This is a genomic window from Halomonas sp., from assembly GCF_034520545.1.
Lineage (GTDB): Bacteria > Pseudomonadota > Gammaproteobacteria > Pseudomonadales > Halomonadaceae > Halomonas.
Genome location: NZ_JAXHNN010000010.1, coordinates 87966 through 102033, shown reverse-complemented (window position 1 = coordinate 102033; position 14068 = coordinate 87966). Strand labels below are relative to the sequence as shown.

The following is a 14068-nucleotide window of genomic DNA, read 5'->3' as shown; positions in this document are numbered from 1 at the left end:
GTGCCGGGCAGTGTAAGGTGTGATCCGCCCGACGACCAGCGGTCCCGTTACGGCATTTCCACCAACCGCTTTTACCGACCAATAGGGGTTTGTCGGACAATCCTTGCGCTGGATCACTGCGGTGCAACATGCTGTGCAGTAACCTTTGATTCTTGCTCCCGGCCGGAGAAACAGCATGACGGATCGCCCCCAGAACGGGCATGCCGAATGGCACGCCCTTTCGACCGAGGAGGCTCTCGAGCGTCTCGACAGCAGCGCCGAAGGACTGGACAGCGCGGAGGCCGAAGATCGGCTGGCCGAGCATGGCCCCAACAAGCTCAAGCAGGCAGAATCGCGGCCCTGGTGGAAACGCCTGATTGATCAGTTCAACAACATCCTGATGTTGATCCTCATCGTTGCCGCGGTAGCGAGCCAGCTTCTTGGTCACAGTCTGGATGCTGCCGTCATTATCGCGGTGGTGGTGATCATCGCGTTGATCGGCTTCTTCCAGGAGGGCAAGGCCGAGCGGGCGCTGGACAGCATCCGCAACATGCTCTCGCCACAGGCCAAGGTCCTGCGCGACGGCAGGCGATCCACCTTGGATGCCACGGAGCTGGTTCCCGGCGACATCGTGCTGATCGAAAGCGGTGATCGGGTACCCGCCGACCTGCGCCTGATCAAGAGCCAGCGCCTGCGCACTCAGGAAGCGCCTCTCACCGGCGAATCCGAGCCCGTCGATAAATCAAACGAAGCCGTCGACGAAAACGCCCCGCTGGCTGAGCGCAATCCCATGGCCCATGCCGGCACGCTGGTAGTACAGGGCAACGCCCGAGGCCTGGTGGTGGAGACCGGCAGTCATACTCAGATCGGCCGCATCTCCGAGATGCTGCAGGGCGTGGAGAAGTTGAAGACCCCGCTTCTCGCCCAATTGGACCGCGCCGGCAACATGCTCGCCATCTTCATCGTCGGTGGCGCTGCCTTCTCCGCGGCCATCGGTATCTTCGTGCATGGCAAGGCCGCCACCGAGATGTTCATGGCGGCCGTCGCCTTGGCGGTGGCCGCCATTCCGCAAGGCCTGCCGGCCATCGTCACCATCGGTTTGGCCATCGGTGTTCAGGCCATGGCCCGGCGCAACGCCATCATACGTCGTCTGCCGGCCGTCGAAACCCTGGGCTCGATTTCCACCATTTTCACCGACAAGACCGGCACCCTGACCCGCAACGAGATGACCGCCCGGGCCATCCGCCTCGAGGGCAAGGAAGTGCGCCTCTCCGGAGTGGGCTTCTCTCCGGAAGGCAGTCTCCACGAAGTATCAGAACAGGCCGAGGGCGAGCCGGAAGACGACGCCGGAGAAGAGAAAGGCGAGACTCTCGCGCTTTCAGACCATCCCGACCTCGAGCACCTGCTGCTTGCCGGGGTGCTGTGCAACGAGGCAGAGCTCAAGCACGAGGACGACCGCTGGCTCATAGAGGGCGACCCCACAGAAGGTGCTTTGGTGGTGGCGGCAGCCAAGGCCGATCTCGATGCCTCGAAACTGCGCGAGGAGCATCCCCGCCTTGACACCCTGCCCTTCGAATCGGAATACCGCTACATGGCCACCCTCAACGAGATCGATGGCGAGAAGCGTATTCTGGTCAAGGGCGCCCCGGACCAGCTGCTGGAAATGTGTGACCGGGTGCGTTGCGACGGTGAGGAGGTGGAACTCGATACCGATGCGTGGGAAGACCACATCGAGGAGCTCTCGTCACGGGGTCTGCGAGTGCTGGCCATTGCCGAGAAGCGCGCCGACGACTGCGAGGAGCTGGAGCGCGACGACGTCGTGCAGGGCCTTGTATTGCTGGGCATGACAGGGCTTCTCGACCCGCCCCGGGAAGCGGCTATCGAAGCCGTCGCGCAGTGCCTGGAAGCCGGCATCCGCCCGGTGATGATCACCGGCGACCATCCCCAGACGGCCCGGGCCATCGCCGAAAAGCTGGGTTTCTCCCAAACCGAAAGAGCCGTTGCCGGCCGCGACATCGAAGAGATGTCGGACGAAGAGCTTCAGGACTGCGTTCGAAAAGTGGATGTCTTTGCCCGGGCTGCCCCCGAGCACAAACTGCGTCTGGTCAAGGCCATGCAGGCCCAGGGCGGCATCTGCGCCATGACCGGTGACGGGGTCAACGATGGCCCTGCCCTCAAGCGCGCCGACGTAGGCGTCGCCATGGGTCTTCAGGGCACCGAGGCTGCCAAGGAGGCCTCGGAAATGGTGCTTGCCGACGACAACTTCGCCACCATCGAGAAGGCCATCGAGGAAGGGCGCAAGGTCTACGACAACATACGCAAGACCATTACCTTCCTTCTGCCAACCAACGGCGCGGAGAGCCTGGCCGTGCTCCTCGCCATGCTCGGCGGCATGACACTGCCCATCACCGGGCTGCAGATTCTCTGGGTCAACATGGTCACGGCCGTAACTCTGGGGATGGCGCTGGTGTTCGAGTCGCCCGAGGCCGATATAATGCGCCGCCAGCCGCGGGATCCCGACGCTCCTCTTCTGTCTCTCTTCATGCTCTGGCGGGTAGTATTCGTTTCGGTACTGCTGGTGGCGTCGGTAACCGGTCTCTTCTTCTGGATCCTCGACCAGGGCGGCAGTCTCGAGCTGGCCCGCTCCGGCGCAGTAAACATGTTGGTGATGGGCGAAATCGTCTACCTGCTCAATAGCCGCTTTCTGGTGGGCCGCTCCCTGAGCCTCCAAGGAATCTTCGGTAGCCGTCCCGTTTTGATTGCCATCGGTCTTGTCATCCTGATCCAGCTTGGCTGGACCTACCTGCCCTTCATGCAGCTGCTGTTCGAAGGCGAAGGCCTGAGCCTTCTTCACTGGGGTCTCATCCTGGCTACCGGCCTTGCTCTCTTTCTGGTGGTGGAGCTGGAAAAGTGGGTGCTGCGTCACTTCAACCTGATTTCAGGGGAACAGGCTCCAGGCCGCGATCGTGCATCACGCCAGGAGTCGTGACGCCTGCCTCCAGGCGGCTTGATAGGATGACCTCGCGCTTTAATATTGCAGCGCAACATGCCATGTGATAGAGCTTGTCGTATGGCTCCCCGCCGGAGAAACATCATGCCCGACCCCGCTCAGCCCACCGACTGGCACGCCCTTTCCACCGAAGAAGCCCTGGCCCGCCTCGAGAGCCGCACTGAAGGTCTGGAGAGGCCGGAGGCCGAGCGCCGTCTTGCCGAGCATGGCCCCAACCAGCTCAAGCAGGCAGAGTCCCGGCCCTGGTGGAAACGCCTGCTGGAACAGTTCAACAACATCCTGATGCTGGTGCTGATCGTGGCGGCCATCGCCAGCCTGGGACTCGGCCATACCCTGGACGCCGCGGCAATCTTCGGCGTGGTACTCATCATCGCGCTGATCGGCTTCATCCAGGAGGGCAAGGCCGAGCAGGCGCTGGAGAGTATTCGCCAGATGCTCTCGCCCCGGGCCAATGTGCTGCGCGACGGTCGACGCGAAACCATCCCCGCCGAGGAGCTGGTGCCGGGCGATATCGTGCTGGTGGAAAGCGGTGACCGCGTACCGGCCGATCTGCGACTCCTGGAAGCCCGACGCTTTCGCACCGAGGAGGCCTCGCTGACCGGCGAATCGACCCCGGTGGACAAGGACACGGCAGCCGTGGAGGCGGAGTCCGACCTTGGCGACCGCAGCGGTATGGCCTACGCCAGCACCATCGTGGTTCAAGGCAATGCCCGAGGCCTGGTGGTGGAGACCGGCGCCCATACCCAGATCGGACGCATCTCGGAGATGCTGCGCGGCGTCGAGCAGCTCAAGACGCCGCTGCTGCGCCAGATCGACCGCGCCGGCCAGGTGCTGGCTTTCTTCATTTTGGTGGCCGCCGCCCTCACCGGCGCCTTCGGGGTACTGGTTCACGGCCAGCCGCTGGTCGAGATGTTCATGGCCGCAGTCGGCCTGGCGGTGGCCGCCATCCCCGAGGGCCTGCCGGCCATCGTCACCATCGGCCTGGCGCTGGGCGTGCAGGCCATGGCCAGGCGCAATGCCATCATCCGCCGCCTGCCTGCGGTGGAGACCCTGGGCTCCATTTCCACCATCTTCTCCGACAAGACCGGCACCCTGACCCGCAACGAGATGACCGCCCAGGCAATCTGGCTGCCGCAAGGCGAGGTGCATATCGAGGGCATCGGCTTCGCCCCGGAGGGCAGTTTTCACCGCGTCAGCGAGGGCGAGCCAGAGGAGGCGGCACTCGACCTGGACGAGGACCACGCCCTGCGCCACTTTCTCAAGGTGGGGGTGCTGTGCAACGACGCCGAGCTCGCGGAAGATGACGGCCGCTGGAAGATTCACGGCGATCCCACGGAGGGCGCCCTGGTGGTGGCCGCGGCCAAGGCAGGACTGACTACCGTGAAGCTGCGCGGCGACCACTCTCGCAGTGACGCCATCCCCTTCGAATCCGAGCGCAAGTACATGGCCACCCTCCACGAGGTGGACGGCGAGCAGCTGCTGATGGTCAAGGGAGCCCCGGATCGGCTGCTGGAGATGTGCCATCGGGTGCATACCGAGTCCGGCGAGGTCGAACTCGATCCAGAGGAGTGGGAGGCGCGCATGCATGCGCTCTCTGAGCGTGGTTTGCGGGTGCTGGCGCTGGCCGAGAAGCGGGTGAGCGACGTCCATGAGCTGGCCGACGAACACGCCGAGGAGGAACTGGTGCTGCTGGGGCTGGTCGGGCTGCTCGACCCGCCCCGGGACGAAGCGATCGAGGCGGTGAAGGACTGCCTGGCCGCCGGTATCCGCCCGGTGATGATCACCGGCGATCATGCGGTCACGGCCCTGGCCATCGCCAGGCAGCTGGGTTTCGCCCACACCGAACGTGCCATCAGCGGCCGCGAGATCGAAGCGATGAGCGATGCGGACCTCGAGGCCATCATCCTGGAGGTGGACGTTTTTGCCCGCGCCGCGCCGGAGCACAAGCTGCGCCTGGTTCAAGCCATGCAGGCCAAGGGCGGCATCTGCGCCATGACCGGCGACGGGGTCAACGACGGCCCGGCGCTCAAGCGCGCCGACGTCGGCGTCGCCATGGGCATCCAGGGCACCGAGGCCGCCAAGGAGGCCGCCGAGATGGTGCTCGCCGACGACAACTTCGCCACCATCGTCGGCGCCATCCGCGAAGGCCGGAAGGTCTACGACAACATCCGCAAGACCATCACCTTCCTGCTGCCGACTAACGGCGGCCAGGGCTTGGCGATCATGCTGGCGGTATTGGCCGGCACCACCCTGCCGGTGACACCGCTGCAGGCACTGTGGGTCAACATGGTGGTGGCGGTCACCCTCGGCCTGGCATTGGCCTTCGAGGACGCCGAGCAGGACATCATGACCCGCCAGCCTCGGAACCCCGACGCCTCACTGCTGGATCTCTTCCTGCTGTGGCGGGTGGTGTTCGTCTCCCTGCTGCTGCTGGTCGGTGTCTTCGGCATGTTCAGCTGGATCCTCGAGCATGGCGGCAGCGAGATGCTGGCCCGCACCGGCGCAGTCAACATGCTGGTCATGGGCAGCGCCGCCTACCTGATCAACAGCCGCTACCTGCTGCGCAGCACCCTCTCCATGGCAGGCATCTTCGGCAGCCGCCCGGTATGGGCCTCCATCGGCATCATCGTGATGCTGCAGTTGGGCTGGACCTACCTGCCCTTCATGCAGGTGATCTTCGGCAGCGAGGGACTGGGACTCGGCCACTGGGGGGTGATACTGGCCGGCAGTCTGGCCATCTATCTGATCGTCGAGATCGAGAAGCGCGTGCTGCGCGCCCGTGGTTTCCGAGGGCAGCCACGACGACCATGACCGCGAGGGACTGAAGACGTCCTGAAGCGCTACCTGCGTTTGGTGCGGGCGGTGGCCTCGGCAATCACCGGATCCTCCGGCCAGGGATGCTTCGGGTAGCGGCCACGCATCTCGCGGCGCACCTCTGGGTAACCATTGTCCCAGAAGCTCGCCAGGTCGGTGGTGACCTGGAGGGGGCGGCGCGCCGGCGAGAGCAGATGCAACAACACCGTCACCCGTCCGTCGACGACGCGCGGTGAGGCCTGCCAGCCGAAGCACTCCTGCAGCTTCACCGCCAGCACCGGCGGCTTGTCGTCGAGACAGGGCGTGTAATCCAGCCGGTGGGTCGAGCCGCTGGGTACCGCCAGGCGCAACGGCGCCAGGACATCGAGGCGCGAGCGCAGCGACCAGTCCAAGGTAGCCAGCAGGATGCGTGAAAACGGCAGGCGCTCGACCGCCTCCAGCCGGGAGATATCACCGAGATGGGGGCCCAGCCAGTCATCCAGGGTGTCGAGCAGCGTTGCCTCGGACCAATCGGGCCATTCGCGACCGAGCTCGCGGCGCAGCAACGCCACCCGACCGCGCAGCTGCAGCAGATCGTCATCCGGCGGCAGGCCGCGACGGCGCAGTGCCTCGAGCAGCGCTACCCTGACCGCCTCCGGTGGCAGCTTGGCGAGGGGCTTTCTCGCCAATACCACGGAGCCCAAACCACGCACCTGCTCGCCCACCAGCCGGCCCTGGTCGTCGGACCATTCCAGGCTCGCTCGCCACTCGGTGCACTCGGGATACAGGGACTCCAGGCGTTCACGCTCGAGCGCCACGGCGCGGAAGATGCGCGCACCGCTGGCCTGGCCGTCGAGCTCGGCGGCCACCAGCAGTTCGGCATGGGCCAGAGGGTGGCTCTCGGGCAGGATCGCCAGGCCTCCGCTGGCCAGGCGGAAGCGCCCCGGCGCCAGCTGCTGCGCAATGCGCTCCGGATAGGCCAGCGCCAGCAGCTCGCCCAGCGGGGCCAGGCTCGCCACCTTGAGTGCCGCGCCGGCGAGTCGTGCGAGGCGCTCGGCATCGCGCTGCCACTGGCGGTGCGCCCGGGGAGCCTTAAGCCGCACATCGAGCGTCCGCTCCAGATCGCGCTCCTCGTCCAAGGCACGCCCCTCAAGCAGCGCCACCAAGGCACAGGCCAGGGGACAGGCTTCCAGCTCGACGGACCGCTCCAGCATCACCGCCAGACGCGGGTGCGTCGGCCAACGCACGGCGGCACGGCCCAGCCCCGTCAGTAGAAACGCCTCGTCCAGCAGGCCGAGGCGAAACAGCAGATCGCGCCCAGCAGAAAGCGCCGCCGATGGCGGCGGAGTCACCCAAGGCAGCTGATCGGCATCGGCGATGCCCCAGCGCGCCAGCTCGAAGGCCAGTGGAGCCAGGTCAGCCTGTCGAATCTCGGGCTCGCCATGGGGAATGAGCGGCTGCTCCTCCGCCCAGAGCCGCACGCACAGGCCAGGCCCCTGGCGACCGGCGCGGCCGCGACGCTGGTCGGCGCTGGCGCGGTTGACCCGGCGCGTCTCCAGGCGAGTCAGCCCGGTGCGCGGCTGGAACACCGGCACCCGCTCCTGACCGGCATCCACCACCAGCCGCACGCCGTCCACTGTCACGCTGGACTCGGCGATGGCGGTGGCCAGCACTACCCGAGAGTGCCCGGCGGGATCGGGGCGCAGGGCGCGCCGCTGGGCCTCGAGCGGCAGGCGACCGTGCAGCTCCATGACGACCAGGTCCGGCGCTCGCCCGTCAAGCTCCCGGGCCAGCCGGCGGATCTCCGCCACGCCGGGCAGGATCACCAGGGCATCGCCGGCCTGCTGTTGCAACGCCTCGAGCAACGCCTTGGCCTGTTGAGCCGCAACCTCTTCACGGCTATTGAGCGCCAGATAGCGGGTCTCGACGGGATAGGCGCGACCCGGGCAATCGATGACCGGGGTCTCGTCGCCCAGCACGCCGAGCAGGGCGTCGATATCCAGGGTCGCCGACATCACCAGCAGGCGCAGGTCCTCACGCAGGCCCTGCTGGGCATCGAGCGCCAGTGCCAGGCCCAGGTCGGCCTCCAGGCTGCGCTCGTGGAACTCGTCGAAGATCACCCCGGCCACGCCCTCGAGCATGGGGTCATCCTGGAGCATGCGGGTCAGCACGCCCTGGGTGACCACCTCGAGCCGGGTCGAAGGCCCGACACGGCTCTCGCCGCGCATCCGGTAGCCGACGGTCTCGCCCACCGTCTCATTCAGGCGCTCGGCCATGAAGCCGGCGGCCAGGCGGGCCGCCACCCGACGCGGTTCAAGCAGCAACAGTTTGCCGCCCCGAGTCCATGGAGCCTCAAGCAGCGCCAGTGGCACTCGAGTGGTCTTGCCCGCTCCGGGTTCGGCGACCAGCAAGGCGCGAGAGTGATCGGCCAGGGCCGACCGGATGGCGTCGAGGCGGGATTCGATGGGCAGCGTCATGGAAGACTCAACCGGCCGGCGTGTCGGCCCGAGAGCGCACGCCACACCCCTTGAGGATCACCCGGGTGAGGAAGGTGGTGATCTCCTCGACATCTTTATCGCTCAACTCGTTACGGCCGGTGATACCCAGCACCTGGGCCTCGAAGTCGGCGTAGTGCTGGGTGGCCGACCAGATAAGGAAGATCAGCCACACCGGATCGACGGGATCCATCAGCCCTCGTTCGGCCCACTGCTCGAGGATCCGCGCCCGGGCCTCGACCCAGTCGCGCAGTTCGCCGCGCAGGTACTCCTGCAGGAAGGGAGCACCGCCGAGGATCTCGGCGGCGAACAGGCGCGAGCCCTCCGGGTGACGCCGCGACAGCTGCATCTTGCTGCGGATGAAGGCCTCCAGCACCTCGGCGGGGTCATCCTCCACCGAGATATCATCGAGCAGCGCGTTCCAGCGCTCCATCATCCGCTCCAGCAGGCGCACGTAGAGGCCACGCTTGCTGCCCATGTAGTAGAGAACGTTGGACTTGGGCAGGCCGGCCTGCTCGGCAATCGCCTGGAGACTCGCCCCCCGATAGCCGTGCCGGGCGAAGACCCGTTCGGCCGCGGCCAGGATCTCGCGCTCGTTGCGCCGGCGGGTCACCCCGTTGGCTTCGCCTTGCTCTCTCGCCCCGCGCTCGGTGGGCGCGCTCCCCTGTGTCATCGGCCACCTCACTGCCCATGGCGGATCAAAAGCCAAGGATAGTGCCCCACCCCCGTGCGAGGTGCAAACGGGCTTGCAAAGTGCATGAAACTGAACCAAGCTGAAAACATCCTGACCGAACGGTCAGCATTTAACCCCCTGGACCCCCTGCGCTTAAACACCAACCTTTCCACGCCAACAACAGAGACAAGGCGATGATCGACTTCCTGCTCAACGGGCAACCCCGCCATTGCGCGGTCTCGCCCGACACCAGCGTGCTCGAGCTGCTGCGCGAGTCGCTCGGCCAGACCGGCACCAAGGAGGGCTGCGCCTCCGGTGACTGCGGCGCCTGCACGGTAGCCATCGGTGAGGCCAACCCCGACGGCAGCATTCACTACCATAGCGCCAACGCCTGCATCACCCCGGCCCATCAGCTCCAGGGGCGAGCGCTGGTCACCGTGGAAGGCCTGGCCCAGGGCGACGCCCTGCACCCCGCCCAGGCCGCCATGGTCGAGTGCCACGGCAGCCAGTGCGGCTTCTGTACCCCGGGTATCGTCATGTCGCTCTTCACTCTCCACGAGGAGCAGCAACGAGCGCCGGCGCCGCTGACACAACAGCGCCTCGAAGCGGCGCTGGGCGGCAACCTCTGCCGCTGCACCGGCTATCGGCCGATCCGGGACGCCGCTCTCTCCATGGACGATCATCCAGCACAGCGCCCGCAGTGGCTGGATGCCACCGCCCCCGAGGAGCAGGCCGCCACCCGGACATCGTTCATCCAGCCGACGACTCTCGCCGAGCTGGTAGAGGAGCGTTCCCTTCACTCCGAGGCTCCCATCGTCGCCGGCGCCACCGACCTCTGGCTCGAGGTGACCCAGCGCCTGACGCGCTTTCCGCGGCTGGTCGATGTCACGCGGGTCTCCGAGCTCAATGCCATCGAGGAAACGACCCTGGATGACGGCCGCGCGGGTTGGTGGATAGGCGGCGCGGTCACCTACGCGCGGCTGGAGCCGCTGCTCGATGAGCACCATGAGGCCTTCGCTCATCTGCTGCACCGCCTGGGCTCGGCCCAGATCCGCAACCGCGGCACCCTGGGCGGCAACATCGCCAACGCCTCGCCCATCGGCGATACCCCGCCGGTGCTGCTGGCACTGGGCTCGCGCCTGTGGCTGGCCGGGCCAGAGGGCGAGCGGGAACTGCCCCTCGACGACTTCTTCCTCGACTACAAGCAGACCGCCCTGCGCGAGGGCGAGGTGATCCGGGCGATCTTCCTGCCCCGTGCCGAGACCGGCCGACACCTCAAGGTCTGGAAGCTGTCCAAGCGTCGCGAAGACGATATTTCCGCCGTCCTCGGCGCCTTCGTCTGGCGCTTGGAGGATGGCGTGCTGCGCGATGTGCGTCTGGCCTTCGGGGGCATGGCGGCAACCCCCAAGCGGGCCGCCGCGGCCGAGGCCGCCCTCGAGGGAAAGGCACCGTCCCCCGCCGCCTTCCAGGCCGCGAGGCTGGCGCTGGCAGAGGACTTCCAGCCGATGAGCGATGTGCGCGGCAGCGCCCATTATCGCCAGCTCTCCGCCGCCAACCTGCTCGAGCGGCTGCGTCTGGTCCTGCTTGGTGAAAACCAGGCGCAGCCGGGCGACCACACTGACCGGGAGGTGATGCTCCATGCGTACGCTCACTAGGCTTTCCACCGCGCCCGACGATGCGCAATCTGCCGCGCCCGACGCTGCGCAATCTACCGCGCCCGACGCTGCGCGAGACACGCCACCGGGCTCCGAGCCGGATGTCTCCGCCGAGTCCGCCAGGGCGCGCCAGGACCAGCAGGGCCGCATCAAGGGCGATGGCCCCTTGGCTCGCGATAGCGAGGCCACCACGACGCGCGGCAGTGCCGGTAGCGCCAGCGCCCACGAGAGTGCAGTCAAGCACGTCACCGGCCGCGCCGCCTATATCGACGATCTCAAGGCGCCGGCGGACTGTCTCCACCTGGCACTGGCGCTTTCGCCGGTAGCCCACGGCCGCCTTTCCCGCCTCGACCTCGACAAGGTGCGGGCCATGCCCGGCGTGGTCGACGCGGTCGGTTTCAATGACGTGCCAGGGCATACCGATATCGGTCCGGTCTTCCCCGGCGACCCGATCTTCATCGAGAACGAGATCAGCTATGCCGGCCAGGTGCTATTTGCCGTAGCCGCCGAGACTCATCGCGCAGCCCGGGAGGCCGTGAACGCCGCCTGGGCTGAAGGGATAGCCGAGATCGACGAGCAACCCGCGAGCCTGGATCCGGTGGCCGCCGCCGAACGCAGCGAGTTCGTGCGCCCGACCCATGTCCAGCAGAGCGGCGACTGGCAGCGCTCGCTGGCGAGCGCGGCTCATGTCATAGAGGGCGAGCAGTTCGTCGGCGGTCAGGAGCATTTCTACCTGGAGGGACAGGCCTGCCTGGTCCAGCCCACCGAGGACGAGGGGGTGATCGTACACACCTCCAACCAGCACCCCAGCGAGACCCAGAAGCTGGTGGCGGAGGTGCTGGGCATCCCCTTCCACGCGGTGACGGTCGAGGTGCGCCGCATGGGCGGCGGCTTCGGCGGCAAGGAGACCCAGGCCTCGCCCTGGGCCTGCATCGCGGCGCTGATTGCCCGGCGCACCGGACGTACCGTACGCCTGCGCCTGCCACGCGCCGAGGACATGCGGGTCACGGGCAAACGCCACCCCTTCCACAACCGCTACCGGCTCGGCGTGGACCAGGCAGGCGTGATCCAGGGCGGCGAGCTGACCCTGATCGGCGACTGCGGCTACTCCCCGGATCTGTCCGACGCCATCGTCGACCGCGCGATGTTCCACGCCGACAACGCCTACTCCCTGGGCGAGGCGCGGGTCACCGGCCACCGGGCGCGCACCCACACCGCCTCCAACACCGCCTTCCGCGGCTTCGGTGGCCCCCAGGGGATGATGGTGATCGAGGCGGCGATGGACGACATCGCCAGACGCCTCGGCGAGGACCCGCTGACGATCCGCAAGCGCAACCTCTACCGGACGGAGCAGGACGTCATTCGCCGGGATATCACCCATTACGGCCAGACCGTGGAACAGGTCGCCCTGCTGCACCATGTCGTCGAGCGGCTCGAGGCCGATAGCGATTACTGGGTACGCCGCCAGGAAATCAGCGCCTTCAATGCCACGAGCCCCGTGATTCGCAAGGGGCTGGCCCTGACCCCGGTGAAGTTCGGCATCTCCTTCACCGCCAAGCACCTCAACCAGGCCGGTGCCCTGCTGCAGGTCTATACCGACGGCAGCGTGATGATCAACCACGGCGGCACCGAGATGGGCCAGGGCCTGCACACCAAGATCTGCCAGGTGGTGGCCCGCGAGCTCGCCCTCGACGTCGACACGGTGCGCATCACCGCCACCCGCACCGACAAGGTGCCCAACACCTCGCCCACGGCGGCCTCCAGCGGCGCCGACCTCAACGGCATGGCCGCCCGCGACGCCTGCCTGAGCCTCAAGACACGGCTGTTCGACTTCGCCAGCGAGCACTACGCCCTCGATCGCGAAGGCATGCGCCTTGAGGCCGGCGAGCTGGTGGCCGGCCATGGCGAGAGCGAGCGGCATATTCCCTGGGGCGAGCTGGTGCAGACGGCCTACCTGGGCCGGGTATCACTCTCCGAGAAGGGCTTCTACGCCACTCCGCTGATCCACTACGACCGCACTACCGGCCAGGGCCGCCCCTTCTACTACTTCGCCCATGGCGCGGCGGTCAGCGAGGTCAGCGTCGACACCCTGACCGGTGAGTACCAGGTAGACCGAGTCGACATCCTGCATGACGTGGGCGACTCCCTGAACCCGGCCATCGACATCGGCCAGGTGGAGGGCGGCTTCATCCAGGGCATGGGCTGGCTGACCGGCGAGGAACTCAAGTGGAACGACGCCGGGCGACTGATCTCCGATGGCCCGGCCACCTACAAGATTCCCACCTACGGTGACCTGCCCCCTCGCTTCAACGTCGAACTGCTCCAGGGCCACCCCAACTCCATGGCCAGCATCTACCGCTCCAAGGCGGTGGGTGAGCCGCCCTTCATGCTCGGCATCTCGGTGTGGGCGGCGCTGCGCGATGCCCTCTCGAGCCTGGCCGACTACCGCGAGGCACCGCGACTCGATACCCCGGCCACCCCGGAACGGGTGCTGATGGCCGCAGAGGCGCTGCGCTCGCGTCACGATCCCTGGCCGCCTTCTGCGGGTGAGTCCGGATGACGGCCGCGGATTATCGGAACACGCGACCGGAGAGCTGGCATGCCGCCCTGCACCGCCTGCAGCGCGAGGGGTTGCCCCATGCGTTGGCCACCCAGGTCACCAGCGCCGGCTCCACGCCCCGGGAACCCGGGGCGCGGATGGTGATCACCGCCGATGCGGTCTATGACACCCTGGGTGGCGGCACCTTCGAGTGGCAGACCATCGCGGCGGCCCGCAAGCGCCTGGCGGGCCCCGATGGAAAGGCCGAGGCCGGCATGAGCCTGGAGGCCTTCAGCCTCGGCGGGCGCAGCGGCCAGTGCTGTGGCGGCTTCGTCAACGTGCTGCTCGAGGTCTTCCCCGGCAGCACCACCACGCTGGCGATCTTCGGCGCCGGCCACGTGGGCCGCGAGATCGTGCGGCTGGCCGCACCGCTGCCCTGGCGAGTGCTGTGGCACGACAGCCGGACAGATGCCTTCCCCGACTGGGCGAGTCGCCAGCCGCGACTCGAATGCCATCATGCGCCCGACCCGGCCGCCGCCGTGGCCGCCCTGCCGCCTGGCGTCCACGCCCTGGTGCTGACTCACGACCACGCCGAGGATCGCGCCCTGGTGGATGCCCTGCTCGCCCGCGGTGACACGGCCTCGCTGGGCCTGATCGGCTCGCAGAGCAAGTGGGCCAGTTTCCGCACGCGCCTGACGGATACCGGCCATACGGACGAGGCCCTGGCGACGGTACGCTGTCCCATCGGCCACTCGGGAGGCGACAAGACCCCCTATGCCATCGCCATATCCGCCATCGCCGAGCTTCTCTCGCTGGTCGAGTCGCCCGAGCGAGGCGACCAGCGCGGCCTCGACCCGGCCGAGTTGAGACACCTCCTTACCGACGACTCCAGGTAGGAGCTTTGCTTGCAAAGCGATAGATCTG

At 67.3% G+C, this 14068-nt stretch carries 7 protein-coding genes; 5 read left to right on the top strand and 2 right to left on the bottom strand.

Annotated features, from left to right (window positions below; genetic code table 11):
- The first annotated feature begins 175 nt into the window (after nt 1–175).
- Both U5L98_RS08960 and U5L98_RS08955 read left to right on the top strand, forming a co-directional pair.
- On the top strand, nt 176–2968 hold the full coding sequence (locus U5L98_RS08960; protein WP_322557976.1) for an HAD-IC family P-type ATPase: 2793 nt from the start codon (nt 176–178) through the stop codon (nt 2966–2968).
- Nucleotides 2969–3073: 105 nt separating this feature from the next.
- Entirely contained in the window at nt 3074–5800 is a 2727-nt protein-coding gene (locus U5L98_RS08955; RefSeq protein ID WP_322557975.1) for an HAD-IC family P-type ATPase, read from the top strand.
- A gap of 29 nt (nt 5801–5829) precedes the next feature.
- On the opposite strand, the gene hrpB is transcribed toward U5L98_RS08955, so the two are convergent.
- Both hrpB and U5L98_RS08945 read right to left on the bottom strand, forming a co-directional pair.
- Nucleotides 5830–8259 carry an ATP-dependent helicase HrpB gene (gene hrpB, locus U5L98_RS08950; protein WP_322557974.1) on the bottom strand — a complete coding sequence of 810 codons (2430 nt, stop codon included), beginning with the start codon at nt 8257–8259 and terminating at the stop codon, nt 5830–5832.
- Nucleotides 8260–8266: 7 nt separating this feature from the next.
- The gene (locus tag U5L98_RS08945; RefSeq protein WP_322557973.1) at nt 8267–8950 is read right to left on the bottom strand and encodes a TetR/AcrR family transcriptional regulator; all 684 of its coding nucleotides are present in this window, start codon (nt 8948–8950) and stop codon (nt 8267–8269) included.
- Nucleotides 8951–9144: 194 nt separating this feature from the next.
- On the opposite strand from U5L98_RS08945, the gene xdhA reads away from it, so the two are divergent.
- The 3 genes from xdhA to xdhC are packed head-to-tail and all read left to right on the top strand — an operon-like array spanning nt 9145 to nt 14040.
- The gene (gene xdhA / locus U5L98_RS08940; RefSeq protein WP_322557972.1) at nt 9145–10605 is read left to right on the top strand and encodes a xanthine dehydrogenase small subunit; all 1461 of its coding nucleotides are present in this window, start codon (nt 9145–9147) and stop codon (nt 10603–10605) included.
- Nucleotides 10589–13165, top strand: a complete 2577-nt coding sequence (gene xdhB / locus U5L98_RS08935; RefSeq protein WP_322557971.1) for a xanthine dehydrogenase molybdopterin binding subunit — start codon at nt 10589–10591, stop codon at nt 13163–13165. The genes xdhA and xdhB overlap by 17 nt, the downstream gene beginning before the upstream one ends.
- Nucleotides 13162–14040: a xanthine dehydrogenase accessory protein XdhC gene (gene xdhC, locus U5L98_RS08930; protein ID WP_322557970.1), complete on the top strand. Its 879-nt coding sequence runs from the start codon at nt 13162–13164 to the stop codon at nt 14038–14040. Before xdhB ends, xdhC begins: the two co-directional genes overlap by 4 nt.
- The last annotated feature ends 28 nt before the right edge of the window (nt 14041–14068 follow it).